23 protein-coding genes are annotated in these 25,543 nt (G+C 70.5%); 3 read left to right on the top strand and 20 right to left on the bottom strand.

Going from position 1 to position 25,543, the window contains the following annotated elements; all coding sequences use genetic code 11:
• Positions 1 to 28: 28 nt before the first annotated feature.
• Both QFZ76_RS42640 and QFZ76_RS42635 read right to left on the bottom strand, forming a co-directional pair.
• A complete protein-coding gene (locus QFZ76_RS42640; protein ID WP_307678699.1) occupies positions 29 to 511 on the bottom strand; it encodes a GNAT family N-acetyltransferase in 483 nt (160 codons plus the stop codon).
• Positions 512 to 519: 8 nt separating this feature from the next.
• On the bottom strand, positions 520 to 1,500 hold the full coding sequence (locus QFZ76_RS42635; protein WP_307678698.1) for a YafY family protein: 981 nt from the start codon (positions 1,498 to 1,500) through the stop codon (positions 520 to 522).
• A gap of 99 nt (positions 1,501 to 1,599) precedes the next feature.
• On the opposite strand from QFZ76_RS42635, the gene QFZ76_RS42630 reads away from it, so the two are divergent.
• The gene (locus QFZ76_RS42630) at positions 1,600 to 1,974 is read left to right on the top strand and encodes a hypothetical protein (protein WP_307678697.1); all 375 of its coding nucleotides are present in this window, start codon (positions 1,600 to 1,602) and stop codon (positions 1,972 to 1,974) included.
• On the opposite strand, the gene QFZ76_RS42625 is transcribed toward QFZ76_RS42630, so the two are convergent.
• From QFZ76_RS42625 to QFZ76_RS51975, 5 genes are all read right to left on the bottom strand, one after another.
• Positions 1,953 to 3,320, bottom strand: a complete 1,368-nt coding sequence (locus tag QFZ76_RS42625; protein ID WP_307678696.1) for an NtaA/DmoA family FMN-dependent monooxygenase — start codon at positions 3,318 to 3,320, stop codon at positions 1,953 to 1,955. The genes QFZ76_RS42630 and QFZ76_RS42625 overlap by 22 nt on opposite strands.
• Positions 3,321 to 3,340: 20 nt before the next feature.
• On the bottom strand, positions 3,341 to 4,582 hold the full coding sequence (locus QFZ76_RS42620) for an LLM class flavin-dependent oxidoreductase (protein ID WP_307678695.1): 1,242 nt from the start codon (positions 4,580 to 4,582) through the stop codon (positions 3,341 to 3,343).
• A gap of 76 nt (positions 4,583 to 4,658) precedes the next feature.
• Positions 4,659 to 4,760 (bottom strand): putative leader peptide, encoded by a 102-nt coding sequence (locus QFZ76_RS51980; RefSeq protein WP_373464565.1) that lies wholly within the window; start codon positions 4,758 to 4,760, stop codon positions 4,659 to 4,661.
• Positions 4,761 to 4,949: 189 nt separating this feature from the next.
• A complete protein-coding gene (locus QFZ76_RS42615) occupies positions 4,950 to 5,816 on the bottom strand; it encodes a glutathione S-transferase C-terminal domain-containing protein (protein WP_307678694.1) in 867 nt (288 codons plus the stop codon).
• Between the two features lie 122 nt (positions 5,817 to 5,938).
• Positions 5,939 to 6,061, bottom strand: coding sequence for a putative leader peptide (locus QFZ76_RS51975; RefSeq protein WP_323186290.1), 123 nt, complete (start codon positions 6,059 to 6,061; stop codon positions 5,939 to 5,941).
• Positions 6,062 to 6,522: 461 nt separating this feature from the next.
• Between QFZ76_RS51975 and QFZ76_RS42610 the strand changes: the two genes are divergently transcribed.
• The gene (locus QFZ76_RS42610; RefSeq protein ID WP_307678693.1) at positions 6,523 to 6,810 is read left to right on the top strand and encodes a DUF1905 domain-containing protein; all 288 of its coding nucleotides are present in this window, start codon (positions 6,523 to 6,525) and stop codon (positions 6,808 to 6,810) included.
• 34 nt (positions 6,811 to 6,844) lie between these two features.
• On the opposite strand, the gene QFZ76_RS42605 is transcribed toward QFZ76_RS42610, so the two are convergent.
• From QFZ76_RS42605 to QFZ76_RS42570, 8 genes are all read right to left on the bottom strand, one after another.
• Positions 6,845 to 8,110, bottom strand: a complete 1,266-nt coding sequence (locus QFZ76_RS42605) for an aminopeptidase P family protein (RefSeq protein ID WP_373464564.1) — start codon at positions 8,108 to 8,110, stop codon at positions 6,845 to 6,847.
• A gap of 76 nt (positions 8,111 to 8,186) precedes the next feature.
• Positions 8,187 to 9,479, bottom strand: a complete 1,293-nt coding sequence (locus QFZ76_RS42600) for an alpha/beta fold hydrolase (protein ID WP_307678691.1) — start codon at positions 9,477 to 9,479, stop codon at positions 8,187 to 8,189.
• Positions 9,476 to 10,297, bottom strand: coding sequence for an ATP-binding cassette domain-containing protein (locus tag QFZ76_RS42595; RefSeq protein WP_307678690.1), 822 nt, complete (start codon positions 10,295 to 10,297; stop codon positions 9,476 to 9,478). Before QFZ76_RS42595 ends, QFZ76_RS42600 begins: the two co-directional genes overlap by 4 nt.
• Positions 10,294 to 11,178, bottom strand: a complete 885-nt coding sequence (locus tag QFZ76_RS42590; protein WP_307678689.1) for an ABC transporter ATP-binding protein — start codon at positions 11,176 to 11,178, stop codon at positions 10,294 to 10,296. Before QFZ76_RS42590 ends, QFZ76_RS42595 begins: the two co-directional genes overlap by 4 nt.
• A complete protein-coding gene (locus QFZ76_RS42585; RefSeq protein ID WP_307678688.1) occupies positions 11,175 to 12,164 on the bottom strand; it encodes an ABC transporter permease in 990 nt (329 codons plus the stop codon). The genes QFZ76_RS42590 and QFZ76_RS42585 overlap by 4 nt, the downstream gene beginning before the upstream one ends.
• Positions 12,164 to 13,117: an ABC transporter permease gene (locus QFZ76_RS42580; RefSeq protein WP_307678687.1), complete on the bottom strand. Its 954-nt coding sequence runs from the start codon at positions 13,115 to 13,117 to the stop codon at positions 12,164 to 12,166. Before QFZ76_RS42580 ends, QFZ76_RS42585 begins: the two co-directional genes overlap by 1 nt.
• A gap of 7 nt (positions 13,118 to 13,124) precedes the next feature.
• The gene (locus tag QFZ76_RS42575; RefSeq protein ID WP_307678686.1) at positions 13,125 to 14,810 is read right to left on the bottom strand and encodes an ABC transporter substrate-binding protein; all 1,686 of its coding nucleotides are present in this window, start codon (positions 14,808 to 14,810) and stop codon (positions 13,125 to 13,127) included.
• Between the two features lie 88 nt (positions 14,811 to 14,898).
• On the bottom strand, positions 14,899 to 16,764 hold the full coding sequence (locus QFZ76_RS42570) for a glycoside hydrolase family 127 protein (RefSeq protein ID WP_307678685.1): 1,866 nt from the start codon (positions 16,762 to 16,764) through the stop codon (positions 14,899 to 14,901).
• Between the two features lie 627 nt (positions 16,765 to 17,391).
• On the opposite strand from QFZ76_RS42570, the gene QFZ76_RS42565 reads away from it, so the two are divergent.
• Positions 17,392 to 17,970 (top strand): hypothetical protein, encoded by a 579-nt coding sequence (locus tag QFZ76_RS42565; RefSeq protein ID WP_307678684.1) that lies wholly within the window; start codon positions 17,392 to 17,394, stop codon positions 17,968 to 17,970.
• 869 nt (positions 17,971 to 18,839) lie between these two features.
• On the opposite strand, the gene araD is transcribed toward QFZ76_RS42565, so the two are convergent.
• From araD to QFZ76_RS42540, 5 genes are all read right to left on the bottom strand, one after another.
• Positions 18,840 to 19,547: an L-ribulose-5-phosphate 4-epimerase AraD gene (gene araD, locus QFZ76_RS42560; protein WP_307678683.1), complete on the bottom strand. Its 708-nt coding sequence runs from the start codon at positions 19,545 to 19,547 to the stop codon at positions 18,840 to 18,842.
• Positions 19,548 to 19,579: 32 nt separating this feature from the next.
• A complete protein-coding gene (gene araA, locus QFZ76_RS42555) occupies positions 19,580 to 21,097 on the bottom strand; it encodes an L-arabinose isomerase (protein WP_307678682.1) in 1,518 nt (505 codons plus the stop codon).
• Between the two features lie 48 nt (positions 21,098 to 21,145).
• The gene (araB, locus tag QFZ76_RS42550; protein ID WP_307678681.1) at positions 21,146 to 22,828 is read right to left on the bottom strand and encodes a ribulokinase; all 1,683 of its coding nucleotides are present in this window, start codon (positions 22,826 to 22,828) and stop codon (positions 21,146 to 21,148) included.
• 102 nt (positions 22,829 to 22,930) lie between these two features.
• Positions 22,931 to 23,950 (bottom strand): ABC transporter permease, encoded by a 1,020-nt coding sequence (locus QFZ76_RS42545; protein WP_307678680.1) that lies wholly within the window; start codon positions 23,948 to 23,950, stop codon positions 22,931 to 22,933.
• Positions 23,947 to 25,542 carry a sugar ABC transporter ATP-binding protein gene (locus QFZ76_RS42540; RefSeq protein WP_307678679.1) on the bottom strand — a complete coding sequence of 532 codons (1,596 nt, stop codon included), beginning with the start codon at positions 25,540 to 25,542 and terminating at the stop codon, positions 23,947 to 23,949. The genes QFZ76_RS42545 and QFZ76_RS42540 overlap by 4 nt, the downstream gene beginning before the upstream one ends.
• Position 25,543 lies beyond the last annotated feature (1 nt).

The raw sequence follows: 25,543 nt of genomic DNA, 5'->3' as shown, positions 1-25,543 counted from the left end.
CATTGCCCCCCGACCCACGCCACTTCCGTCAGCCGCCGAGCTCCGCATGCATCTCGGGATCCCGTACGGATGGCAGGTCCCGGGTGAAGACGACACGAGGCCGGCCCGGGCCGTCGTAGTCCTCCACGACGCGGGCGTCGAAGCCCAGGCTGCCGTGGAAGGCGACGGAACCCTCGTTGGTGACCGAGGTGATCGCCTTGAGGCGGACCGCGCCCTGTCGCCGCGCGGCCTCGACGAACTCCCCGTACAGACGGCGGCCGAGGCCGGTGCCGCGTGCGTCGTCCCGGGTGGCCACGAGATGCACGTACCCGGTGTGGTCGGGTGTGACGAAGCCGATGAGGTAGCCGCGGATGCCGTCGTCGGAGCGGGCGACCAGACAGGTGGACCCGAACTCCTGCACCAGCGCCGTCAGATGCAGCGCACGGAGGTCGCGGTCACCCCAGTAGCGGGCGTGGTCCGCCAGGACCTGGTGGAGGTCCGTGACCTCGGCGGGGACGATACGAAGAGCCATGGCGTCGATCATGGCAGGGAGCCGCGCGGTGCCCGGTAGCGGGCGGCGGTGCGGCGGGCGGTCTCGGCCAACTCCTCCCGGACCTGCGACGGTTCGACGACCTCGGCGTCGGGGCCGAAGCCCAGCAGGCGGCGGCAGGCGGCGCGTGCGGAGTCGAAGTGGAGGACCAGGCGGTGCCAGCCGGCCTCCGGGTCCGGGGTCGCGCGGGCGGCGGACGTGGTGTCGCCGAGGACCTCGGGCAGGGCGGCGAGGGCGGCGGTCGTGAGGCGTACGGTGACCGGGAGTTGGTCCAGGCTTGCCTCGAAGTCGGCGGTCCAGCGGGCCCAGTGGTCCGCGAGGTCGAAGTCGGCGGGGCGGGTGAAGGGGTCGGGGAGGAGCTCCGCCGCCGCGATCCGTGACGCCCGGTGGGCGCGGATTCCACGGTCCGACCGCACGACCACGTACCAGACGCCCGCCTTCGCGACGAGCCCCAGTGGGTCGACGACCCTCGCCGTGGTCCGGCCGTCACGGTGCGCGTGGGTCAGGCGCAGGCGTCTGTCCCGCCGTACGGCATCGACGAGCACGGCGAGGTGCGGGACCGGTTCGGGCGGCCTGAACCATGCCTGTGTGTCGATGTGGAAGCGGCTCGCCGCGGTGTGCGCGCGCTCCCGGCCGCCCGCAGGCAGCGACGCCAGCAGCTTCAGCCTCGCCTGCGCCAGCGCGTCGCCCAGCGCGATCCGCTCCAGAGGGCCGCCCGTGGAGACCGCCAGCAGGGCCGTCGCCTCCTCGGCGCTGATCCCGAGCAGCGGACTGCGCCAGCCGTCCATGAGGCGGCACCCGCCGCCGGGCCCGCCGCTCGCCACCACCGGCACCCCGGCCGAGCCGAGCGCCTCCAGGTCCCGGTAGACGGTACGGACCGACACCTCCAGCTCCGCAGCGAGTTGACGGGCCGTCATCTGCCCGCGGGACTGCAGACAGAGCAGCAGTGACAGCAGTCGGTCCGCTCGCATCGGGCGCTCGCTTCCTCCCCGTATGACTGACACAGGATGTCAGTCATGGGGTCGTAGCGTCATCCGCACACAGGACACCGACCTTCAGGGAGACAGCACGTGATCACCGGATACGTCATCGGCGAGAGCCTCCGCCCCGGCGCCGTGTTCGAGCCGCGCGGACTGCGGCTGCGCAAGGTGAGCCGGGTCGATGTCGGGGCGAGCGCGACCGCCGCGCAGCCGCGGCTGTGGACGTTCGTCGAGTGGGAGACCGACGACGACCACCATGTGGGCTTGCTCGCGGACGCGCTCGCCGACGTGCTGGAGCCCGCGAACGGCTGGTACGCGGACTTCATCGCCGGGGACGAGCGGGTGGTCGCCTTCGCCGGGAAGGTGTTCCGCTACCGGCTCGGTGATGAGGCCGGCCGCGCCGAGGCGATCGCGTACGGACGGTCGGTGGGGACTCCCGAGCATCAGCTCGACTGGAAGGAGTGACCGTCCGGGTGCGCGAGGCCCAGGTGGTGGCGCAGGGTCGGGCCCTCGTACTCGGTGCGGAACACGCCCTGTTCCTGGAGCAGGGGGACGACCTGGTCGGCGAAGACGTCGAGGCCGGTCGGGGTGATGTGCGGGACGAGGATGAAGCCGTCACTGGCGTCGGACTGGACGAAGTCGTTGATGGTCTTGGCCACGGTGGCCGGGGAGCCCACGAAGTTCTGGCGGTTGCCGGTCTCGATGACCAGGTCGCGGATCGACCAGTTGTGGGCGGCGGCGAGTTCGCGCCACTCGCAGGCGGTGGCCAGCGGGTCGCGGTACATCCGCACCTGGGCGCGGCCGCGGGCGATGTGGTGCTCGCCGAGGTCCGGGTCGATGTCGGGGAGCGGGCCGTCCGGGTCGTACGAGGACAGGTCCCGGTTCCAGACGAACTCCAGGTGCTTGAGGGCGGTGGCGCCGCTGACCTGCTGGCGGCGGACGTGCCTGGCGATCTCCTCGGCCTCTTCGTCGGTGTCGCCGAGGACGAAGCTCGCGGCGGGCAGGATCTTGAGCTGGTCGTGGCTGCGGCCGTACTTGGCGAGGCGGTTCTTGACGTCCGTGTAGAAGGCCTGGCCCGCGTCGAGGGTGGCGTACCGGCTGAAGATCGCGTCGGCACTGGAGGCGGCGAACTCGCGGCCCTCCTCGGAGTCGCCGGCCTGGAAGACGACCGGCCGGCCCTGCGGGGAGCGCGGGACGTTGAACTGTCCGTGGATGTCGAAGTGTTGCCCGGTGTGCACGAAGGAGCCTGCCTTCGCGTCGCGCAGGAAGGTGCCGGTGGCCTGGTCGGCGAGGATCTCGTCGCCCTGCCAGGAGTCGAAGAGCTCGTTCGCGGTGGCCAGGAACTCCTTCGCCCGGGAGTAGCGCTCGTCCTGCGGGAGGAAGCCGCCGCGGCGGAAGTTCTCGCCGGTGAAGGCGTCCCAGGAGGTGACGACGTTCCAGGCGGAGCGGCCGCCGGAGAGGTGGTCGAGGCTCGCGAACTGGCGGGCGACCTCGTAGGGCTCGTTGAAGGTGGAGTTGATGGTGCCGGTCAGGCCGAGGTGCTCGGTGACGGCGGCGAGCGCGGCCAGGACGGTGAAGGTGTCGGGGCGGCCGACGACGTCCAGGTCGTAGATCCTGCCGCCCTGTTCGCGCAGCCGGAGTCCTTCGGCGAGGAACAGGAAGTCGAACTTGGCGCGTTCGGCGGTCCGCGCGAAGTGGGCGAAGGAGCCGAACTCGATGTGGCTGCCGGCCGCGGGGTCGCTCCAGACGGTGGTGTTGTTGACGCCGGGGAAGTGGGCGGCCAGATGGATCTGCTTCAGGGGCTTGCTCATGGGTCTGCGGTCCTTCCGGCTCAGGCGATGGGGGTCCCCCCGGGCTCGAGCGAAGCCGAGAGCCTGGGGGAGTAGCGGTTGGCGGGGCGGGCCAGGCCCAGCAGTCCGCGCAGGGTGTCGGCCTCGTAGGCCCGGCGGAAGGCGTCACGGCGCTGGAGTTCGGGGACCAGGCCGCGGGTGATCGCCGGGAGGTCGTGGCCGAGGACGGCGGGACGCAGCCGGAAGCCGGTCAGGCCCGCCGACGCTAACTCCTGCAGAAGGTCGCCGAGTTGGGCAGGCGTCCCGGTGAAGATGCGGGCGTCGCTGGTGTACGGCTCCCCCGCGAGGGCGTCGAGCCGGTCCCGGCGGGCGGCGGCCTCGGCCGGATCGTCGTCGAGGAAGACCACCAGGTCACCGAAGACGTGCAGGAGTTCGTCGGCGCGGCCGGCCGCCGCCTGCTCGGCGCGGATCTCGGCGACGATCGCGCGGGCCTGGTCGGTGTCGTGCGGAGTGACGTGGCCGACGTCGGCCGCCCGGGCCACCAGGCGGTACGGGACGGTGTCGTGCGCGAGGGCGCTGACCAGTGGCTGGCCCTGCGGCGGGCGGGGCGTGATGGAGGGACCCTTGACGCTGAAGTGCCTGCCCTCGAAGTCGATGTAGTGCAGTTTGTCGCGGTCGACGAAGCGGCCGGTGGCGACGTCCCGGATCTCCGCGTCGTCCTCCCAGCTGTCCCAGAGCCGGCGCACGACCTCCACGTAGTCGGCGGCCTCGTCGAAGAGGTCGGTCAGCAGGCCCCGGGCGCCTGGGCTGTCGTAGGCGTCGATTCGGGGGATGGTGCGGCGGCCGAAGTGCGCGGCCTCGTTCGGGCGGGCGGTGATCTGCACCCTGAGGCCCGCCCGGCCGGTGCTCACGTAGTCGAGGGTGGCGATCGCCTTGGAGATGTGGAACGGCTCGGTGTGCGTGACCACCGCGGTCGGGACCAGACCTATGTGCCGGGACAGCGGGGCGATGCGTGCCGCGATCAGCACGGCGTCCAGACGGCCGCGGACCTGGTCGGTGCGCTCGTCCGGTTCGATGGGGCGGGAGGACTGCGGGCCGAGGCCGTCCTCGATGGTCACGAAGTCGAGCAGACCGCGTTCGGCTTCCGCGACCAGGTCGGCCCAGTAGCCGGCGGTGAACAGCTCGCGGGGACGGGCCACCGGCTCGCGCCAGGAGGCCGGGTGCCAGCCGGTGCCGTCCAGGGCGACGGCGAGGTGCAGGGAGGAAGAGGGAGACGGGGACACGGGTGGGTGCCTTCCTGAAGGGTCCGTACGGGATCACCGGCCCTCATCGGGGAGGGCACGGGTGGCGGGCGACGGGTCAGGAACAACAGAGCGCGCCGGCAACGCGCTGCAGGTCGATGTGCGGCCGGGAATGGAGGAGGACACAGCGGCGCGGGTTCAGGACACGGGGGTGGGGCATGCGGGGCATGTCCTCCACCTCCGTCCGGTGCGCCGGGGTCGTCGTGCACGTGTAGTCGTGCACGTGTCGTTGTGCACATGTCGTCGTGCACGTGTAGTCGTCAGTCACAACGGCCCGGCCATGCGGTCTGTTCCGGGTCCGGCGGCTCTTCTCGAGGAACGGTCAGGCGCTTCGGCTCTCAGGGCACGGTCAGGCACTCCGACCGGCGTGGCCCGCCCAGTCCAGGATCTGTACGGCCGATCCGGCGGCCTCCAGGCCCTGGCAGTGGGCGTGGTGCCGGCGGGCGATGCCGTCGAGGTCGAGGTGGACGCCGAAGGCCGGGTGGGCGGCCAGGCGGCGGGCGTAGGCCCAGAGGACGGGGTGGTCGGCGATGCGGTGCACCACAGCGGCGTCCAGGTGGTGGCGGTGCACGGTGTCGAGTTGGACCAGGGCGACCCACAACTCGACGTCGGCGGCGGTGATCTGGTCGCGGATCAGGTACTCGCGGCCGACGAGCCACCGCTCCAGCGAACCCAGCGTCTCCAGCAACCTGTCCAGCCCCTCGCCAGGCGCCAGTTCCGGACCCACCGTCCCGGCCGCCTGTGCGGCCTGCTCGATGCCCTGTCCGCACATCCGCTCCACGGCCTCGATCTCCGACTCCGCCCCGCACGGGTACGGCGCCGTACGGCCGCCTCCGAAGTGCCGGGCCAGGTCGCGGGTGATGTCGGGCGCGTGGGTGCTGACGATCCGCCCGGACCAGTCGTCGCTGAGCACCGGTCCGACGGCCGCCCCGGCATACCGGTGCGCGCTCGCCTCGTACAGCGGGCGCAGCACGGAGTGTCCCCCGTCGGGGCCGTCGGGGACCGCGTCCAGGAAGGTGACCGGACAGGCGTCGTCGAGGCCGAGCAGGCTGTGCACGACGGCGATGCGCAGCCCGTTCGGACAGGCGGGTGCGAGATGGAGTCGGTAGCGGCGCGGCACGGCGTAGTGCCCGCTGCGCGCGTCCCGGCCGATCCTGCCCCGGAACGCGGGAGCGGGCTGGGCGGAGCGGACGGTGGCCAGCGGTGTGACGGACATGGTTCTCCCCGGGGTGAGTGCGTGGACGTACGCGCGGCGGAAGCGACGTCGGGCGGTGAGCGGGCGGCCCTCCCCTCGGGCGACGGCGACGGCAGCCGTCGGGGCGCGGAGGTGGGCCGGGCTCAGCCCAGGGGGCCGATCGCGCTGCACACTCGCAGCAGATCGATGTGACGGCGGGAGGTCAGAAGGGGTGACGGCCCGGACGTACGGCTCGCATCGGCGGTGACCGGTCCAAGGCGTCCCATGTTTCCCTACCTGTTCACTAGGATTCCTGTCTGGAGTGTCGGGCGAGCTCCGGTCGACGTCAAGAGGGTGTCCACGGGGCGGGCGTCCCCAACCGCTCCGCGCCCGCGACGGACGTGACCCTCGTTTCCACTCACCGGGACAGAACCTCGCCGCCTCCTGCGAGCCAGTCCGTCGGCGATGGGACGAAAGCGCAGTACCCCACCCAGATCTGCGACGTCACGCCGGAGATCGTCGAGCACCACGAAAGCTTCGCCAGCTGATCAGCCACCGTGTGCCCTTCGCCGAGGTCGAGCGGGCCTTCGCACTCGCGCTGACGCCGGGGGCCGCGGAGAAGGTCGTCGTCACCTTCGACGACCCGGGGTAGGCCGTGGCGGAGGACCGACGTCGGCCGTTGCTGCCGCGCGCACCGCAGGTACGCTGAGCGCGAGCTGACCGTCCTCGACGAACGGGCCCTGACCTCATGCAACTCGCCTTCACCGGCCGGGTGATCGAATGGCGCGGGCCGGCGCCGTACTACTTCCTGCCGGTGCCGGACGAGGAGTCCGCCGACATCCGTGAGGTGGCCGCGATGGCCACCTACGGCTGGGGCGTGATCCCGGTCGAGGCGAGGATCGGCGAGGTCGTCTTCGAGACGTCGCTCTTCCCCAAGGACGGCCGTTACCTGCTGCCGCTCAAGAACGCGGTGCGCAAGCCGCAAGGTCTCTCGGCAGGTGACGACGTGACCGTACGGATGACTGTCCGCCTCTAGGGTCGGCCGTGAAGCCGGTGCAATGTCACACTGCCTATCGGGTCGTCATCCATTTCTCCAGCCCGGCAGCGTCCAACGGCAGCACGTCGGACAGGACTTCCGGCCCTTCGGAAGTGATCAGGATGTCGTCCTCGATGCGCACGCCGATCCCCCGCAGCTCCGGGGGCACGGTCAGGTCGTGGGCGTGGAAGTACAGGCCGGGTTCGACCGTCAGCACCATGCCGGGGGCCATCGCGGCGCCCTGGTAGGCCTCGTCGGTGGCCCGCGCGCAGTCGTGCACGTCGAGGCCCAGATGGTGGCCGATGCCGCACACCAGGTAGCGGCGATGGTGCTGCCCGGTGTCGGAGAGCGCCTCGTCCACGGAGACCGGCAACAGCCCCCAGTCGGCGAGGCCGTGCGCGATCACCTCCATGGCGGCGTGGTGGAAGTCGGTGAACCGGCGGCCCGGGCCCACTGCCGCGAGGCCGGCCCGATGGGCCTTCTCCACCAGGTCGTGGACCTGCCGCTGGGCGGCGGAGAACCGGCCGGAGGCCGGGAACGTGCGGGTGACGTCGGCGGTGTAGTGGCTGTCGACCTCCACGCCCAGGTCGAGCAGGAGCAGTTCGTCCGGGAGGACCGGGCCGTCGCACCGTACCCAGTGCAGCGTCGGGGCGTGCTTGCCGCTGCCGACGATCGACGCGTAGCCCGGGCCGTTGCCGTACGCGCGGGCGTACCGGTCGAAGGTGCCCTGCAGCCAGCGCTCCCCCGGGCCCTCGATCGCGGCCGGGATCTCGCGGACGACGGCGGCGAAGCCCTCGACCGTGCGGTCCACGGCCCGGCGCAGTTGGGCGACCTCCCACTCGTCCTTGTACATGCGCAGTTCGGCCAGGGTTCGGCCGGCCTCTTCGTCGGCTCTCACGTTCTCGCGCAGGTCCGAGAGGGGGCGTACGTCGATGCCCAGGGCCCGTGCCCAGTCGTCGAGGCCCGGTGCGGCCCCGACCCACAGCTCGCCGTACTGGGCGTCGCGCCAGAAGGCCTGCTCACCGGGGTGGGCCGGGGGCGGCAGGTAGAGCGTGGCGTCGCCGGCCCGCAGCACGACCACGGCGTTCTCGACCGCGCAGCCCGTCACCCAGTAGAAGTCGCTGTCCGGGCGGAAGTCGTACGTCGTGTCGTTGCTGCGGACAGGGGCCTGGCCGGCACTCAGCACGACCGTCCTGTCGGGCAGCGCGGCGGCGAGCCGGGCCCGGTGGTCGGCGGCGGCCTCGGCGGCGCCGGGGACGACGCGGGGCGTGCGGTCGGGGGTTCCCCAGCCCGTGCCCATGTAGGCGTTGAACGCGGGGATGTCGGTCAGTTTCGGGAGCTTGCCGTGAGGGAGCTTGCCGTGAGGGAACGTGCCGTCACGCACCGGTGATTCCTCCTCCTGCGTCCTGCACCAGTTCGGTCAGCCGGTCGAAGACCCGCTCGTCGCCGATGCCGTCGTGTTCGTACTCGTTGGTGACCCAGGTCCGGACGTTGCCGACGCGGGAGGCCGTGTCCAGTTGCAGGCCGGCGTCCACGTACATGTCGTCGTAGTAGACGGCGGCGGCGACCGGCACCTCGTTGGCGGCCAGCCGGTCGAGGTCGTACAGCGGGGGCCACTTCTCGCGCTCGGCGAGCACCTCCACCGCGCCCTGGAACGGGCGTAGTTCGGCGATCTCCCGGAACATCCAGGGGTAGATCATCTCACCGGTGAACAGCAGGGGCCGCGCATCCTCCGTGAATTGCGGGTGCCGGGCCCGCTCGGTCTGTGCCGCCCACGCGCTCGCGCCGGCGCCGTGCCCGTAGATGCTCTCCTGCAGCGCCGCGAACAGCGGGTTGTCGCTGTACGAGGTCCGGGCCAGCACCTCGTACAGGAACGCCGTGGACAGTTCATCCCCGTTGAACGCCTCGTCGAGCAGCCAGTGCAGGCGCTCATGGCCCGGCTTCATGCCGAAGTCGATGCCGAGTGACTGCAGCCGCCGGACGGTCAGCACGTCGCCGTCGGGCAGCCGTGCATCGCCCTCGGACAGCCGGTCGGCGATCCGGGCGACGTGTGCGACCTGCTGGGGGTAGCGGCGGTAGAACATCTCGTTCTTCGCCTCGACGCGCGGATACGTGCGCCGGTAGACCTCGGCGGCCGAGGGCTCCAGGCCGGGCAGTCCTCCGGCGACGTAGCAGGCGCTCAGCGCCTCGGGGGCCTGGGACAGGTAGGTCAGGGTGAGGAAGCCGCCGTAGGACTGTCCGAGCACGGACCAGCGTCTGCCGCCGAAGAGGGTCTTCCGCAGGTGCTCGTGGTCCGCCACGATCGAGTCGGCCCGGAAGCACGCGAGGTGGTCCGCGCCCTCCCTCGCGGTCGCGAACGCGCTCATCCGGCGCCCGTCGATCCGCGTGCTGCGGCCCGTGCCGCGCTGGTCGACCAGGATCACCCGGTACGTCTTCAGCGCCTGCCCGAGCCACCCGCTCCGGTCGAGCGGGCGAGGGCCCTTTCCGCCCGGACCGCCCTGGAGGTAGACCAGGCAGGGCAGGTCCTCGTCCCTGCGCGCGGAAGCGGTGAGGTCGCGGGCGAAGAGCTGGATCGTGCCGCGTGCCGGGTCGGTCCGGTCGAGCGGGACGTCCACGAGGTGCTCGCGGACGTGCATGCCGGGAATCGTGTAGGAGACGGTACGGGTCATGCGGTGGCGGCCCTTCTTCGGCGGTCCCACTCGGGGTTGATGCGGGGGATCGCGGCCAGCAGCGTCCGGGTGTACGGGTCACCAGGGTCGTCGAAGACCTGGGCGCACGGCCCCTGTTCGACGATCTTCCCCTCGTTCATGACCGCCACCCGGTGCGCGATCCGCCGGACCACCGCCAGGTCGTGGGCGATGAAGACGTAGCTGAATCCACTCTCCCGCTGGAGGCGCAGCAGCAGTTCGACGACCTGTGCCTGGACGGACACGTCCAGCGCGGAGACCGCCTCGTCGCAGATCACCAGTTTCGGATTGACGGCCAGCGCCCGGGCGATGCCGATCCGCTGGGCCTGGCCGCCGGAGAACTGCGCGGGATAGCGCTGGGAGTGGCCGGGGTCGAGGCCGACCCGTTCCATCAGCTCCCTGGTGTACGTCCGCCGGCCTCCCGGGGGTGCGATGCGCTGGTAGTCGAGCGGTGCCATCAGGATGCGCTCGACGGTGTGCCGGGGGTTGAGCGAGGAGAACGGGTCCTGGAAGACGACCTGTACGTCGGCGCGGTAGCGGGCGAGCCGCGCGCCCGTGGCGTGGGTGATGTCCTCGCCCTCGAACTCCAGGGTGCCCGCGCTCGGTTCCATCAGCTTGGCGACGATCCGCGCGCTGGTGGACTTGCCGCTGCCGGACTCCCCGACCACCGCGAAGGTCTCGCCCCGCCGTACGTCGAAACTGACGCCGTCCACGGCGGTGAACTCGCTTTTGCGGCCGTACACTCCGCGGACGGTGAACCGCTTGGTCAGGTCGCGGGCGCTGAGCAGTACGTCGCTCACGCGATCACCTCGTCGGTGGGAAGGTCGCCGGCGGGAAGGTCGTCGGTGACACGCGGGCTGCTGTCCAACAGCTTGCGGGTGTACGCGTGTTGAGGCGCCGAGAAGATCTGCTCCGCGGTGCCGTACTCGACCTGCTCGCCCTGGCACATCACGAGCACCCGGGTCGCGATGGAGCTGATCACGGCGAGGTCGTGGGTGATGAAGACCATCCCGGTGCGGGTCCTGCGCTGCAATTCGGCGAGCAGGCGCAGGATCTGGGCCTGGACGGTGACGTCCAGGGCCGTGGTCGGTTCGTCGGCGATGAGCAGCGCGGGTGAACAGACCAGCGCCATCGCGATCATGACGCGTTGCCGCTGTCCGCCGGAGAACTGGTGGGGGTAGTGGCCGGCCCGCCGCTCCGGTTCCGGGATGCCGACCCGCGCGAGCGCCTCGACGGCGACCTTCCTGGCCTCCTTCCGCGAAGCGCCCCGGTGCGCCCGGTACGTCTCCTCGATCTGCAGGCCGACCGTGTAGTACGGGTTCAGCGAGGAGAGCGGATCCTGAAAGATCATGGACGCCTGTGCGCCCCGGATCCGGCGCATCTCGCGGTCCGTACGGCCGAGCAGTTCGAGGCCGCCCAGCCGGACGCTGCCCCGCGTCACGGCCCCGCGCGGCAGCAGGCCCATGACGGCCAGGCTGGTCATCGACTTGCCCGAGCCGGATTCGCCGACGATGCCGACGGTCTCGTTCCTGCCGACCGTGAACGACACGTCCTTGACGACGTCCACGGGGCCGCGCGTGGTCGGCAGGGTCACGGTGAGGTTCTCCACGACCAGCAGCTCGCCCGTCGGATCCTCGACCGGCACCTCGCTCCTCGGATCCTCGACCACTGACTCGCTCATCGGATCCTCACTCGCGGGTCGAGGGTGGTGTAGACGAGGTCGACCACGACGTTGCCCACCACCACGAAGAAGGCCGCGAGGAGCGTGACCGCCATGATCACCGGCTGGTCGTTCTTGGCGATCGAGTCGGCGGCCATCTTGCCGATGCCGTTGAGTCCGAAGACCGTCTCGGTGATCAGCGCGCCGCCCAGCAGCGCGGCGAAGTCCATGCCGAAGATCGTGACGATCGGCGTGAGCGCGGGCCGCAACGCGTGCCGCCGCATGGTGAGTACGGGGGCCAGGCCCTTGGAGCGGGCGGTCCGGAAGAAGTTCTCGGCCAGCGTGTCGATGACGTTCGCCCTCGTCAGCCGGGCGTACAGACAGGCGGCGCCGGTGGCGAGGACGATCCACGGCATGAGGTACGACTGGAACCACAGACCGGGGTCGTCCGTGAAGGCCACACTCGACGGGAACGGCAGGACCTGCAGCTTGACCACCAGGACGTACTGGAGGGCGAGCGCGAGCACGTAGTTGGGGACACTGGCGCCGCCCAGGGCCAGGTTCATGGCGGCCTTGTCCCACCAGGTGCCCTCCTTGACGGCGCTGAGCAGTCCCGTGGTGATGCCGGCGAGCAGCCAGAGCGCGGCCGCGCCGATCGCGAGGGTGGCGGTGACCGGGAGGCGGCTCAGGACCATCTGCCACACGGATTGGTTGGTCTGGAACGAGTAGCCGAGGCAGGGTGCCGGGCAGTGCACGAGGTTCGCGCCGGAGCCGTAGTCCCGCCCGGCGAACAGCCCGCTGAGGAAGTTCCAGAACTGGGTGAGGAACGGCTGGTCGATGCCGAGGATCGTGCGGATCTGCGTGACCCGTTCCGGTGTGCAGGTCTTGCCGCAGATCATCACCGCGGGGTCCGGCGACAGCTCGAAGAAGATGAGGTAGGTGAACAGGCAGACCAGGAAGAGGATCAGCACGAGCCCGGCGATCCGGCCGGCGAGGTAGCGGGCCATCAGGCGGCCTCCCCCGCGTCGGTGGCGGCCCGGATCCGGTCGCCGAGCACGGTGAGGGACAGCACGGTCAGGAAGAGGAAGAGTCCGGGGACGGCGAAGTACAGCGGGTCCACCGCGTACCAGCTGACCGAGCTCGCGATCATCTGGCCCCAGGAGGGCGTCGGCGGACTGACGCCCACGCCGAGGAACGACAGGCCGGCCTCGGTACCGATGTAGCCGGGCACCGCGAGGGTCGTCATCACGATCAGCGAGCTGCGCAGGTTGGGCAGGATCTCCTTGAACACCAGGTCGCGCCGGGAGGCACCGGAGGCGCGGGCCGCCTCGACGAAGTCCCGGTTCAGCAGGGTCAGCGTCTGGCCGCGCACCACGCGCGCGAGATAGGGCCAGCCGAACACGCTGATCACGGCGACCAGCAGGAACGACCGGTTGCCCGCGGGCAGCGACGACAGGATGGCGATCATGAAGATGAGTGCCGGAAAGGCCATCAGGAAGTCCATGACCCGGGAGATGACCTGGTCGACCCAGCCCCCGTAGAAGCCGGCGACCATGCCGAGGACCACGCCGAGCAGGGTGGTGAGGACGGTCGCCGACGCGGCGATGAGGAACGACACGCGGGCGCCGTACGCGATGCGCGCCAGGACGTCGCGGCCGTTCAGCGGTTCGACGCCCAGCAGGTGATCGGCGCTGATCCCGCCGAAGTCCCCCTTGGGCAGGCCGCCCGCGTCGACGTCGATGGCCGCCGTGTCGAACGCGGTGGGCCCGTGGCCCGTGAGGGCGGTGATGAGCGGTGCGCAGATCGCCATCAGCAGCATCAGGGCGATGAACCCGGCGCTGAACAGGGCGCCACGGTCGTGCAGCAGCACGCCCATGATCCGACGGCCCGCCGTGGTGGGGGCACCGGGTGCGCCCACCGGCGGAGCGGGCTGCACGTCGTGCACGAAGGCAGTCGTCATGAGCCGCCTACTTTCCCGAGTCCTTGAGGCCCACGGAGACCAGGTCGATGCCGCCGCTGAACGACGCGGACAGATAGGCGCCCGCTATGTTGGAGCCGGTGACGGTGATGGTCTTCTCGTAGGCCAGCGGCACCACCGGGGCCTGGGTCATGATCTGCTTGTCCAGTGCGCCGTACGCCTTGTTCGCGGCGGCCACGTCCTTCATGGCCGCGATCTCGTCGATCCGCTTGTTGATGGCATCGTTGTCAATCTGGGCGATGTTGGTGTTCGCGGTCGGGGTGATCCTGCGGCCGTCGAACAGGGGCGGCAGGAAGGTCGAACCGGAGGCCCAGTCGGGGCACCAGCCGGTGATGGCGAGATCGTTCTGCTTGGCGGTGGTGCCGATGACCTCGTAGTACGACGAGGTGTCGATGGTGTTGATCTTCACCTTGATGTTCAGCGGCTTGAGAGCCTCCTGGATCGCCACCGCGAGCGCCGTGTTCTTGGCGTCCGGGCGGTTGTCCAGGGTGAGGGTGAAGCCGCCCGACAGCCCCGCCTCGGCGAGCAGTTGCCTGGCCTTGGCCACGCTGTGCGGGTAGAGGTCGTAGTCGGTGCGGCCGAGCATGGTCGGCGGCTGGATCGCGGTCGCCTTCGTGGCGAGCCGGGAGCCGCCGAGCGCGGCGACGACCGTGTCCTTGTCGACCGCGAACTCGATGGCCTGGCGCACCCTCAGGTCGGAGAGGTGCGTGCGGGACGTGTTCATCCCCATGTAGGTGGTGCAGCCCCCGTACCCGGACAGCGTGCGCGCCTTCAACTGCGGCGTCTGGATCCGCGAGAGGGTCGCCGGCTGAATGCTGCTGGTGGTGTTGACGGCGTCGGCGTCCGCGCCCTGTCCGGCGAGCATGCGCTCGTCGATGGTGGCGCCGTCGAGCCCGAAGGTCCACTCGAAGGCGTCCGGCCTGGCCGCGCGGACCTTGTCGGTCGACGCCTTCCACTCCGGGTTGCGGACCAGCTTGAGCGAGGTGCCGTGGACGTAACTCGCCACCTTGTAGGGGCCGGAGGCCACCGGCTTGGTGTCGAAGGCGTGCGCCGCGCCTGTCCCCTTGGGGAACGGGGTGAAGTTGGGCATGGTCAGCGCGCTGGGGAAGTCGGGGAAGGACTTCTTCAGACGGAAGACGACGGTCTTGGCGTCGGGCGTCTCGATCGAGTCGAGGTCACCGGACCGGTACGGCCCCTTGTAGTCGGCCGGCGCCTCGATCAGCTCCTTCGGATACGGCGAGCCGCCCATCTCGGGGTCCCAGGCGCGCTCGATGCCGAACTTCACGGCCGCGCTGTCGATGGGCGACCCGTCCTCGAAGGCCAGGCCGTCCCTGAGGTGGTACGTCCAGGTCTTCGCGTCGTCCGTCGGCGTGCCGAGGTCGGTCGCCAGATCCGGGACGATCTTCGTGCTCTCGGCGCCGGGGCCGGCGCCGACCGTGGTCAGGCCGCGATAGATGAGCCGGTAGAAGTTGTTGACGCCGCCGTCCCAGCCGAGCCCGGGGTCCAGATGGGAGAAGTCCGCGGCGGCCAGGACGTGGACGGTGCCGCCGGTGGCCGGGGCCGACGAGGATCCGGTACCGGTGCCGTTGGACGAGGTCCCCGAGGCGCCGGTACAGGACGTGAGTGTCAGCGTGCTGAGCAGCGTGACGCCGATGACGGCGGTTGATCTCCTCATGAGGCTCTCCTTGGGGCGATGCGGGTCGACTCGGGTGGAGGCGGGTCGACTTGAGGGGGTGGTCGGTCGATGAGTTCGATGGACGCGGTCACTGCGCCCTGACCCACACGCGCATGGCACCGGGCCTGCGGTTGCCCCACAGGAAATAGGGCACGAGTGCCACGGGTACCGTCGAGGTCGCCTCAGGGGTGCGGGGTTCGGTGGTGAACTCCGGGTAGAGCTCCGGCGATTGAGCGGGCCGGACATCAGCCGTCAGCCGGAGGACGACGGCACCGAGCAGTTCCTCGATCGGCGAGGAGACCTCCGCGGCCGCGATGCGGTCGGGCGACAGGACCAGGTCGTCCACGGGGGCCGGTGAGTCCTGCTGCTCGACGCAGTAGACCAGCGGGCCGCGGGCGACGCCGACCGCGCCGCGGGTCGCGTCCAGGTGTGGGTGGGAGGCGTGGCCACGGACCGGCATGGGCAGGTGGAGACGGATGCTGTCGCCCTCGGTCCAGTTCCGTTCGACGGTCAGCCAGCCGTCCTCGGCCGTGACGGGCACGCCGTCGAGCGTGCTGTCGCGCGCCCAGGCGGGGATGCGGAGTCTGATCGCGTACGGCCGGCGGGGCGCGCGCTCGATCGTCAGCCGCACGTCCCCGTCCCACGGGTAGGCGGTCTCGACGTTCACCGTGAGGGCGTCCGTCTCGATCCGGCTCTCGGCGTACAGGGCGACGTACAGGGCGTCTTGGCGTTCGGCGGCCATGTGGTCGCCGAGCTGTGCCATCCAGCGGACGATGTTCGGCGGACAGCACGGGCAGGTGAACCACGGCCGCCGCAGCGGCTCGCCCCCGGCCTCGGCCCCGCTGCGCTGCTCGTGATCGGGGCGGCGCTGGAGCGGGTTGTCGTAGAAGAAGGCCGTCCCGTCGGCGGACAGGCCCACGGCGTAGGCGTTGAAGAGGACGCGTTCGAAGACGTCGAGGTACTTCGCGCCGCCGGTGGCCACGAACATGCGCCAGGCCCACTGCATGGTGGCGATGGCGGCGCAGGTCTCGCTGTACGCGCGCTCGGACGGCAGTTCGTAGCGGTCGCCGATGGCCTCGTCCGAGTGCCGGCTGCCGAGCCCGCCGGTGAAGTAGAGCTTGGTGGCGACCATGTCGTCCCAGAGCCGGTCGAGCGTGTCGAACAGGGTCCGGTCGCCGGTCTCCCGGTAGAGGTCGGCCGCTCCGGCGGCCAGGTAGGCCATGCGGACCGCGTGTCCGGTGACCGAGGGCAACTGGCGGAAGGGCAGGTGGTCCTGGAAATACTCCGGGGGAAAGACGCTGTGCTTCAGATGCCCGTGGCCGCGCCGGTCCAGGAACAGGCCCGCCTGGGTGAGGTAGTCGCGGTTGCCGGTCTCCCGGTACAGCTCGACCAGGGCCATCTCCACCTCGGGGTGGCCGCAGGTGGCCTCTTCGCGGCCCTCGCCGAAGCGCCGTACGGCCAAGTCGGCGAATTTCACGGCCACTTCGAGCAGGCGGCGGTCGCCCATCCGCTGGCCGGCCGCGACGGCGGCCTGGATCAGATGACCGAGGTTGTACAACTCGTGTCCCCAGGCCAGGTCCTCCCAGGGCTTCTTGGCCGCTTCCGGGTCCTGGAAGAACGAGTTCAGGTAGCCGTCCTCGGCCTGCACCCGCTCAAGGAGGCCGACCACCTCGTCGAAGAACTCCCGTACACCGTCGTCCGCTTCGCCCGCACCGAGCTCGTACGCCAGACCTTCGAGCGTCTTGTACAGGTCGGTGTCGAGGAACGGATAACGCCCGCGATAGGCCGGAGGGTCGTTCACGAGCAGCCGGCTCAGGTTGTCCACGTTGCCCGCGGCGCGCAGTTGCCCGATGGCGTGCGGAACGGTCGACCGCCGGTTCCGGTCCTGCCAGTGCCGGAGCAGGCCGCCGGTGATGCGCACGGTGGACAGCGGGATGACCTGCTCTGATGTCATGGAAACCCCAGTAGTATGTGCTATTGCACAGTGCAATAGCACTGCTGGCTTTGCGCTGACGTTAGGGCTTCGACCGGGCGGACGGCAATGGGGGTTTCATGGAATTAACGTGGGGCTTTGTGCGGCGCGCGAGGCTTCGAGGAGCCGGCCGCACTGCCGTCTGACGCTCTGTCCGACGTACGCGACCGCCCGGATCTCGACGCGCATCGCCGGGGTGGCGAGTCCCGGACGATCAGGAGTGACGCGTAGGAGTGCTCGTCGAGGAGCCGGGGTGCGTGCTGGGAGAGCCCGACGTCGCGGGCACGCATAAGGCGAGCACGGCTCGCGGTCAACCGCCGTACGAGGTCGACCCAAGTGGCCTGTAGGCGCGTGATGGGCACTCGGTCCTCCTCGCGCAGATGATCCGCCGCTTCGAAGCTCAAGCGAGCAGCCCACCACGCCGCATGCGGGGCCTCGACACCCGCGAGTGCTGCCGCGCATCCAGACTGCCGTCCACCCACATGTGAGTACGGTCATAATCCCAAGCCTGCCAGACCCTTGCGAGGAGGGTCCGCGACTTATTACCGTATGATCGTAATTCAAAAGGTCGGGGAGGTCCATCAGCTCCCTCATCCGAAGGGACATCCCATGAAGTCGCTGGTCTCGCCGAAGCCGGGGACGACTGACCGGGCCCGGGATGAGGAGCGAACGGCGACCGACCCCGCCGCGGCACGACGGACCCCGGCCGCCGCCGGCCCGCTCGCCTCCTTCACCCGGTTCGTTCTGCTCGGCGGCGGAGTCGGGGTGGCTTCCAGCGGCGCCGTGCCGGTGCTCGCCGCCCTGATGCCCTGGACTGCGGCGAACGCGCTGATCACCGTCGCCTCCACGCTGCTCAGCACAGAGCTCCACGCACGCTTCACCTTCGGGGCAGGGCATGCCGGATGGCGCCAGCACTGGCAGTCCGCGGGGTCGGCCACGGCCGCCTACGTGGTGACCTCCACCGCGGTGCTCGTCCTGCACCTCGTGCAGCCGTCGGCGGGAGTGCTCTACGAGCAGGTCGTCTACCTCACCGCCGCCGGGCTCGCCGGTATCGGGCGTTTCCTGGTACTGCGCCTGTTCGTCTTCGCGGGCAGCCGGACCCGGACCACGGTGCGGGCCGTGAGCTCGGCGCCGACTCGGGAAGCGGGCGCGAAGGTATCCGTGCTCTTCCCCGTTCCGGCGCTGTGAGCGAGGGGGCACGCCGACCCGTCCGTAGGCGGCCGTCACGCCCTGGTGGCCGTGCTGCCGTCCACCCACTCTCTGGCCGCCCAACGGACCCTGAACCTGGCGCAGTTGGCGGAATCTCCCTTCGTGGTCCTACCCCGCACGGTCGGCCCGCAACTGCACGACCAGATCACCCGCCTCCGCATCGCAGCGGTTTCACACCTCAAGTGGCCCAGCACGCAGTGGAGTGGCAAACGGTGTGCGCCCTCGTGGGAACCGGCTCGCTTGGCGAAAAGACGAGCAAAACCCCCTGGTCGCAGAGCTACTGGCGACGGCCGGCCAAGATCCGGCGGGACAGCACTCCTAGGTGTGCTGTCCCGGGGCGTTGGTGGTGTGGCTGGCTGACCTGGAAGCGTTCCGCGGCCCGCCGCAGCTGGGCAGCGAGGGTGTGTACGACCGCTCCCGCCGCCCGCACCACCGGCTCGCACGAAAAAGGGCCCCCGCAGGTGTTCACCCGCGAAGACCCTTCACACCGTCGGGACGACAGGATTTGAACCTGCGACCCCTTGACCCCCAGGAGTAGGGGGTCATCCCTTTTGTCTGCACATACGGTCAGAACCCAGGGTGCACAGCGTGCGGTGCCGTGCGTGCTGTTCAGGTGCGCGGACACCCTCAGGTCCCCAACTGGTCCCCACGGAGCATGCCGTGACGCACGCGTCCGAGGGCCGCAGCCCAGTCGAGAGGCCGGTTCGCCAGGACCCGTCACGACGTGAGCCCTCCCGGCCTCGCGCGTGAGTTCGCCGCACTTGCCGTCGAGTCGCCGTTCGGTGTCGTGCAACCGGTGAGCCGCACAGTAGTAGCCGGGAGCCGGTGAGTCTGCGTATGGCGTAGCCTCACGGGTTCCCGTAGTAAGCGTCGGGACCGTGTTTGCGAGTGTAATGGCGGTCCAGCAGGTGCTGTGGCGGCGGGGCGGTGGGGCCCAGTGTGAACGTGTGGAGGGCGATGTCGGCGACGGCCTCGCAGATGATGGCGTGTTCGAGGGACTTGCGGGCTGTGGGGCCCCAGGTGAAGGGGCCGTGGCCCGCGACGAGGGCGCCGGGGACCTCGACGGCTTTCTGTTCGTCCTCTTTCAGCATGTCCACGATGACGCGGCCGGTGTTGTACTCGTAGTCCTTGGCGCACTGCTCGGCGGTGAGGTCGGGGGTGCAGGGGACGGGGCCGTTGAAGGTGTCCGCGTGGGTGGTGCCCAGCACCGGTATCTCGCGGCGCGCCTGGGCGAAGGCCACCGCGTGGGTGGAGTGGGTGTGGGTGACACCACCGATGGACGGGAACGCCAGGTACAGGCAGCGGTGGGTCTCGGCGTCGGTGGAGGGACGCAGGTCGCCCGCGACGACAGCGCCGTCGGCCAGGCGAACCGTCACCAGGTGGTCGAGGGCGAGGTCCTTGTAGGGGACGCCGGACGGCTTGATGACGAACACCCCTGCCTCACGATCGACTGCGCTCACGTTGCCCCAGGTCAGGGTCGCGAGGCCGACCTGCGGGATGGCGAGGTTCGCGTCCAGTATCTCTTGTCGCAGGCCGTCGCGGACTCGCACGGTCATCGCTCGTTCTCCTTGCGTGGGGGATGTGGGCGTCACAGGGCCTGGGCGAGGCGGTGGTACGCGGCGTTCCAGCGGATTTCCCTGGCGAGCTGCTCGACATCGGTCTTCTCGTCGATGGTGAGCAGTTCGACGCCGGTCATCGCGGCGAAGTCCGTCAGACTCTCCCTGTCCACGGCGGAGCTGAGCACGGTGTGGTGCGGGGCGCCGGAGAGCAGCCAGCTCTCGGCCGACTCCGCCAGCGAGGGGCGCGGCTTCCACACGGCCCTGGCCACCGGCAGCCGGCGCAGTGGTTCGCTGGGGGTGATGACGTCGACGGCGTTGGCGGTCAGCCGGAACCGGTCGCCCAGGTCCGCGAGGCCGACGACCAGGGCGGGACCGGGTGCGGCGTCGAAGACCAGCCGGACCGGGTCCTCGCGGCCGCCGATGGACAGGGGGTGGATCTCGCATCGGGGGCGTGCGGCGGCGATGGACGGGCAAACCTCCAGCATGTGGGCGCCGCGGACGCGTGGGGTGCCCGGGCCGAGGTGGTAGGTGTAGTCCTCCATGAAGGTGGTGCCGCCGGGCTGTTCGAGGCCCATGACCTTCATGACGCGCAGCAGTGCGGAGGTCTTCCAGTCGCCTTCGCCACCGAAGCCGTAGCCGTCGGCCATCAGACGCTGGACGGCCAGGCCGGGCAGCTGGCGCAGCCCGCCGAGGTCCTCGAAGTTGGTGGTGAAGGCGGTGAAGCCGCCCTCGGTGAGGAAGGCGCGCAGGCCGAGTTCCTGGCGGGCCGCGTAGAGGAGCGAGTCATGGCGGATGCCGCCGGGGCGCAGGGCCGGGACGACGTCGTACGACTCGACGTATTCGGCGGCGAGTTCGGTGGCCGCCTTGTCCTCGACCTGGTCCACGACGGCGACCAGGTCGTTGACGGCGTAGGTGTTGACGGAGAAGCCGAACCGTATCTGGGCTTCGACCTTGTCGCCCTCGGTCACGGCGACGTCGCGCATGTTGTCGCCGAAGCGGGCCAGCCGCAGGGTGCGCGAGGCCTGGCGGCCGGCGGCGGCCCGCGCCCAGGCCGCGATGCGCCGGACGACCCTGGGGTCGGTGGCGTGGCCGGCGACGATCTTGCGCTCGATGCCGAGCCGGGACTCGATGTGGGCGAACTCGCGGTCGCCGTGGGCGGCCTGGTTGAGGTTCATGAAGTCCATGTCGATGCTCGGCCAGGGCAGCGACAGGTTGTACTGGGTGTGCAGGTGCAGGAGGGGCCGGTCCAGGGCGCTGAGTCCGGCGATCCACATCTTGGCGGGTGAGAAGGTGTGCATCCACACGATCACGCCCACGCAGGCGTCGGAGGCGGAGGCTTCCTGGCACAGCCTGCGGATCGACTCGGCGTCGGTGAGGACCGGCTTCCAGACGATCCTCACCGGGATCTTGCCGGGGCCGCCGAGGATCTCCGAGATGCTCCTGGACTGATGGGCGACCTGTTGCAGGATGTCGTCGCCGTACAGGCCCTGGCTTCCGGTGAGAAACCAGATCTCGTGGTTCGGGTAGGGCGTGGCGTTGGTCTCCATGAGCGTTCCTTTCAAGGGGAGATGTCCAGCCAGCAGAGGGAGCGCCGCTCAGGCGGACGCCTCGGCGCGGATGCGGCGCAGGCGGTGCATGACCTCGTTGGTGCCGTGGCCGAAGTAGTCGTGCAGGAGCCGGTACTCCTCGTACAGGCGGTCGTAGGCCGCGGCGCGGTCCGGGTCCGGCTGGTACACGCCCCGGTCGGCCTTGCCCATGGACCGGGCAGCGGCCTGTACGTCGGAGTACGCCCCGGCCGCCACCGCGGCGTGCATGGCCGCGCCGAGAGCGGGACCCTGTGTGGAGCCGATGACGCCGAGGGGACGGCGGGTGACATCCGCGTAGATCTGCATCAGCAGCACGTTCTTCGTCAGCCCGCCGGCGATGATCAACTCGCGTACCGGTACGCCGGCCGTCTCGAAGGCCTCGATGATGATCCGGGTGCCGAAGGCGGTGGCCTCCAGCAGCGCCCGGTAGACGTCCTCCGGGCGGGTCGACAGCGTCAGACCCACCACCACACCGCTCAGTTCGTGGTCGACCAGCACGGAGCGGTTGCCGCTGTGCCAGTCAAGGGCGATCAGGCCGTGCTCGCCGACCTTCTGCTCGGCGGCGAGGGCGGTGAGGTACTCGTGCGCATCGCGACCGAGCGCGGCGGCCGCTTCGGCGTACGCGGCGGGGAAGCCGGTGCGTACGAACCAGGCGAAGATGTCGCCGACACCGCTCTGACCGGCCTCGTAACCCCACAGGCCCGGCAGGATGCCGCCGTCGACGACACCGCACATGCCCGGCACCGCGCCCTGCTGGTCGGAGCTCATGACATGACAGGTCGACGTGCCCATGATGGCCACCATCTGCCCCGGTTCCACCGCCCCCGCCGCGGGCGCCGTCACATGGGCGTCGACGTTGCCCACGCACACCGCGATGCCCTCCGGCAGACCCGTCCACGCCGCCGCCTCGGCCGTCAAGCGCCCGGCCTTCGCGCCCAACTCGCCGATCGGGTGCTCCAGTTTCTCCGTCACGAAGTCGGCGAAGCCGGGGTTGAGTGATTCCAGGTAGGCACGGGAGGGATAGCCGCCGTCCTGGTACTGGCCTTTGTAACCGGCGGTGCAGGCATTGCGCAGATACGTGCCGCACAGCCGCCACACGATCCAGTCCGCCGCCTCCACCCACCGCTCCATGCGGTGGTAGATCTCGGGGTCCTCCTCCAGCACCTGCAGGGCCTTGGCGAACTCCCACTCCGAGGAGATCTTCCCGCCGTACGGCTCCAGCCACGCCTCCTTCCGCTCCGCGGCCAGTGCCGTGATCCGGTCGGCCTGCGCCTGGGCCGCGTGGTGGCGCCACAGCTTGACGTAGGCGTGCGGGCGGCCGGAGAGGCCGGGAAGCTCGCACAGCGGCGTACCGTCCGCGAGCACCGGCAGCACCGTGCACGCGGTGAAGTCCGTGCCGATGCCGATGACCTGCTCCGGCCGCACACCGGCGGTTGCGAGCGCCGCCGGCACCGCATGGCGCAGCACGTCGACGTAGTCCGACGGCACCTGGAGGGCCCAGTCCGGGGGCAGCCGGGTACCGTCCGGCAGCTCCCGGTCCAGGACAGCGTGCCGGTACCCGTGCTCGGCGGTCCCCAACTCCGCGCCGTCCCGCACGCGGACCACCACGGCCCGGCCGGACAGCGTCCCGAAGTCGACTCCTACGACGCAGGGTTCCGGGTTCCCGGCTGTCTCGTCTCCGGTGTTCACCATCAGCCTCCTCACCTTGACGTATTCGATATATCGATCACTGTTCGATCTCCTGAGGGCGCCGAGGCGGCAGCTGCGTCCGGATCGGCGGAGTCGACGGACGTGCTAGCTGCGGCTCCCGCCGAAGTAGCGGGCGCGCACCCGGTCGAGCAGGATGGCGACGCCGAGAACCGCTCCCTGCACCACCTGCTGGTCGTACGGGCTGACCTTGAGCGCGAGCAGGCCGTTGGTGATGAACTCCAGCAGGATCGCGCCGGCCGCGATGCCGGCGATACGGCCCTCGCCGCCGGAGAGTGACATGCCGCCGACCACCGCTGCGGCGATCGCGGTCAGTTCCCAGCCGGCGCCGACCGAGGGGTCGGCCACGTTCATCCGGCCGATCACCATGATGCCGACCACACCGGCCAGCGCGGCGCTGGCGACGTAGGTGGAGGTGATCCGGCGGGCGGTCGGGATGCCGGCCAGCCGGGCGGCCTCCTTGTTGCCGCCGACCGCGTAGATCTGGCGGCCGACGTAGGTGCGCTCCAGCACGAACCAGGCGATGGCGGCCGCTCCCACGAAGAACAGTGCGGGAACCGGCACTTGGCCGATGTAGTACTGACTCAGGTTGCTGAACATCGGGTCCAGGTTGTTGATGGGCGAGCCGCTGGTGATCGCGAGCGCCAGGCCCTGGGCGACGGTGTAGGTGACCAGGGTGATCACGAAGGGCGGCACGTTCAGGCGGGTGACCATGACGCCGTGCCAGAGGCCGACCCCGCCGCAGATCACGAGCGTGAGCAGCATGGCGAGGGGCGCGGGCAGGCCCTCGTTCACGTTCATCCAGGCGGCCAGGATGCCGGCCAGACCGGCCAGCGCGCCCACCGAGAGGTCGATGCCACCGGTCAGGATGACCAGCGACTCGCCGATCGCCAGGATGCCGACCTGCGACAGGTCGCGGCCCATCACCTGCAGGTTGCCCACCGCGGTGTACGTGTCCGCGTTGGCCGCGATCCCGGCGAACACCAGCACGCAGGCGATGATCACGCCGGCCTCCGGGGAGGCGGCGAGCCTGCGGGCGAGGCTCGAGACGGCCGGGCGGGAACGCGGCGCGACCTCGTCGGGTGCGAGCGTGCTCTGCGCGCTCATGCTGTGGCTCCGTTCGTCAGCTGTTCCTGGTCGGGCGTTGGCTGGTCGGGCGTCGGCTGGTTGAGGGGGGACGTTCCGGCCGCGGCCGTCATGATCCGTTCCTTGGTGGCATCGGCCCGGTCGAGGACCGTGACCACCCGCCCGTGGTTCATCACGGCGACGCGATGGCAGATCCACAGCAGCTCCTCCAGTTCGGAGGAGGCCACCACCAGCGCCATGCCCTGCTCGGCCGCACGGTCGATCAGCTTGTAGATCTCCGCCTTGGCGCCCACGTCCACGCCGCGGGTCGGCTCGTCGAGCAGGAGCAGACGCGGTTCGGCTGCGAAGGCGCGGCCGAAGATGGCGCGCTGCTGGTTGCCGCCGGACAGCGAGCCGATCGGCTGCTCCACCGACTGCATCCGCACGTTGACGTTCTCGGTGATCTTCCGTGCCTCGGCGCGTTCCCGCCCCGGGCCGAGCAGGCCCCGGGTGCTGATCCGCTTGAGCACCGAGACGACGACGTTCGACCGGATGGACGCGAACAGCACCAGCGACTGCTCCTTGCGGTCCTCGGGGATCAGCGCGATCCCGGCCGCCACGCCGTCACCCGCGCCCCGCGGCCGGTAGGGCTCGCCGCCCAGCCGCATCAGGCCGCCCGTGGAGGGCTGTGCGCCGGCGATCGTGTGGACGAGGCGACTGCGGCCCGAGCCCATCAGTCCGGCCACGCCCAGGATCTCGCCCTCGCGCACCTCCAGGTCCACGGGGCCGAGACCGTCCGCGGTCAGGCCCTCGACCTGCAGCAGGACCGGACTCGTCGTCGGCGGCGCCTTCGGCTCGCCCTGCGTGACCTCGCCGCCGACCATCTCGCGGATCAGCCGTTCCTCGGTGGCCTGAGCCGGTTCGAGGTCGGCGACCAGCCTGCCGTTGCGCAACACCAGGACGCGGTCGCTGATGTCGCGCACCTCGTCGAGACGGTGCCCGATGAACAGCACCGTGCCGCCGCGTTCGGCCAGTTGCCGGGCCAGGCCCAGCACCATCTCGGCCTCGACCGGGCCCAGGGAGGAGGTCGGCTCGTCAAGGATCAGCAGCTTGGGCTCGCGGCCCCAGGCCTTGGCGATCTCGATCATCTGGCGCGTCGGCACCGGAAGGGTGCGCACCTCCCGGCTCACCGCGATCGTCTCCGCGGACAGACCGATCTCCGTCAGCATCGCCTCGGCCTCGGCCCGCTGTGCGGCACTGTCCACCAGGAACCGCCGCTTCGACTTCCGCGGACGGCGGCCCAGCAGCAGGTTCTCGGCCACCGAGAGTTGTCCGACCAGAGGGAACTCCTGGGAGACCATGGCGATACCGAGCTGTCCCGCGGCCTCGGTGGACCCCGCGACGAGGGGCTCGCCGTCGATCAGGATCTCGCCGCCGTCCCGGTGGACCGATCCGGCCAGTGTGCCCATCAGCGTGGACTTCCCGGCGCCGTTCTCGCCCACCACGCCGATCACCTGGCCGGCGTAGAGGTCGAGCTCCGGCAGGTCGAGGACGCGCACCGGTCCGTAGGACTTGTGCACTCCCCGCAGCCGTGCCGTGATCGCGCGGCCCGGGGCGCTCTTCGTGGCCGTCATG

The sequence above is a fragment of the Streptomyces sp. V4I2 genome, assembly GCF_030817655.1.
Lineage (GTDB): Bacteria > Actinomycetota > Actinomycetes > Streptomycetales > Streptomycetaceae > Streptomyces > Streptomyces plumbiresistens.
This window is presented reverse-complemented; position numbering and strand designations above follow the sequence as displayed.

Coding starts and splice junctions, on each gene's coding strand:
- QFZ76_RS42640 (WP_307678699.1), bottom strand. CDS start 511: ATGGCTCTTCGTATCGTCCCCGCCGAGGTCACGGACCTCCACCAGGTC.
- QFZ76_RS42635 (WP_307678698.1), bottom strand. CDS start 1,500: ATGCGAGCGGACCGACTGCTGTCACTGCTGCTCTGTCTGCAGTCCCGC.
- QFZ76_RS42625 (WP_307678696.1), bottom strand. CDS start 3,320: ATGAGCAAGCCCCTGAAGCAGATCCATCTGGCCGCCCACTTCCCCGGC.
- QFZ76_RS51980 (WP_373464565.1), bottom strand. CDS start 4,760: ATGCCCCACCCCCGTGTCCTGAACCCGCGCCGCTGTGTCCTCCTCCAT.
- QFZ76_RS42615 (WP_307678694.1), bottom strand. CDS start 5,816: ATGTCCGTCACACCGCTGGCCACCGTCCGCTCCGCCCAGCCCGCTCCC.
- QFZ76_RS51975 (WP_323186290.1), bottom strand. CDS start 6,061: ATGGGACGCCTTGGACCGGTCACCGCCGATGCGAGCCGTACGTCCGGG.
- QFZ76_RS42610 (WP_307678693.1), top strand. CDS start 6,523: ATGCAACTCGCCTTCACCGGCCGGGTGATCGAATGGCGCGGGCCGGCG.
- QFZ76_RS42605 (WP_373464564.1), bottom strand. CDS start 8,110: ATGGGCACGGGCTGGGGAACCCCCGACCGCACGCCCCGCGTCGTCCCC.
- QFZ76_RS42600 (WP_307678691.1), bottom strand. CDS start 9,479: ATGACCCGTACCGTCTCCTACACGATTCCCGGCATGCACGTCCGCGAG.
- QFZ76_RS42590 (WP_307678689.1), bottom strand. CDS start 11,178: ATGAGCGAGTCAGTGGTCGAGGATCCGAGGAGCGAGGTGCCGGTCGAG.
- QFZ76_RS42585 (WP_307678688.1), bottom strand. CDS start 12,164: ATGGCCCGCTACCTCGCCGGCCGGATCGCCGGGCTCGTGCTGATCCTC.
- QFZ76_RS42580 (WP_307678687.1), bottom strand. CDS start 13,117: ATGACGACTGCCTTCGTGCACGACGTGCAGCCCGCTCCGCCGGTGGGC.
- QFZ76_RS42575 (WP_307678686.1), bottom strand. CDS start 14,810: ATGAGGAGATCAACCGCCGTCATCGGCGTCACGCTGCTCAGCACGCTG.
- QFZ76_RS42570 (WP_307678685.1), bottom strand. CDS start 16,764: ATGACATCAGAGCAGGTCATCCCGCTGTCCACCGTGCGCATCACCGGC.
- QFZ76_RS42565 (WP_307678684.1), top strand. CDS start 17,392: ATGAAGTCGCTGGTCTCGCCGAAGCCGGGGACGACTGACCGGGCCCGG.
- araD (WP_307678683.1), bottom strand. CDS start 19,547: ATGACCGTGCGAGTCCGCGACGGCCTGCGACAAGAGATACTGGACGCG.
- araA (WP_307678682.1), bottom strand. CDS start 21,097: ATGGAGACCAACGCCACGCCCTACCCGAACCACGAGATCTGGTTTCTC.
- araB (WP_307678681.1), bottom strand. CDS start 22,828: ATGGTGAACACCGGAGACGAGACAGCCGGGAACCCGGAACCCTGCGTC.
- QFZ76_RS42545 (WP_307678680.1), bottom strand. CDS start 23,950: ATGAGCGCGCAGAGCACGCTCGCACCCGACGAGGTCGCGCCGCGTTCC.
- QFZ76_RS42540 (WP_307678679.1), bottom strand. CDS start 25,542: ATGACGGCCACGAAGAGCGCCCCGGGCCGCGCGATCACGGCACGGCTG.